This window comes from Bacillus sp. TL12 (genome assembly GCF_022625245.1).
Lineage (GTDB): Bacteria > Bacillota > Bacilli > Bacillales > Bacillaceae_G > Bacillus_A.
Map to the genome: position 1 here is coordinate 1 of NZ_JAJJBY010000183.1, position 683 is coordinate 683.

General features: G+C 28.7%; 1 protein-coding gene. It reads left to right on the forward strand.

The window, feature by feature from the left end; all coding sequences use genetic code 11:
• Nucleotides 1–177: 177 nt before the first annotated feature.
• Nucleotides 178–525: an SH3 domain-containing protein gene (locus LOK41_RS28375; RefSeq protein ID WP_241819424.1), complete on the forward strand. Its 348-nt coding sequence runs from the start codon at nucleotides 178–180 to the stop codon at nucleotides 523–525.
• Nucleotides 526–683: the final 158 nt, after the last annotated feature.

Sequence of the window (683 nt, forward strand, 5' to 3'; positions counted from 1 at the left end):
CATTTGAAAACAATGAGAGAATTACTACAGATGATTCAATTTCTATGAATCTGAAGGTACTTTTATAGATTTCTAGATAGATTGATTACTGATAAGTGGGGTTATGTTAACTTGATGTATATAGGATATGTGATCTTTTAGCTATGATAAAGTATTAAATGAAAGGGGGAGATGTATGTGGATTATAAGGTAATTCAAAAGCATGAAAGTAATTATCCGAATCCTATTTCATTAAAAAAAGGAGAGATTATAAAAGTAGGAAACAAATATGAAGGTCCTGAAAACTGGGATAATTGGATATATTGTCATACAAAAGAAAATGAGGGCTGGGTTCCAGAACAAATTATAAAGAACGAGGGTAATTTGGCTTTTGTATTAGAAGATTATATAGCTAAAGAACTTAATGTTGAAGAAAAAGAAATCATTTCAGAAATTAAGGAACTAAATGGTTGGTTATGGTGTAAAAGAAAAACTAACGATGAAAAAGGTTGGCTACCTAAAAGTAAATTAAGATTGTTAGATTAGTTGTATTAAAAGCTAGTGTTGATCTAGCTTTTTCTTTTTTATCTATCTATAGTTGTTCTAATTTCTTTATTTATCATGTTTTGAATGTATACTTTTGTTGTCGAATTTGACGATATCAGGGGAAATGTTATGAAGTCAATGTTTAAGGGGATTTGAAT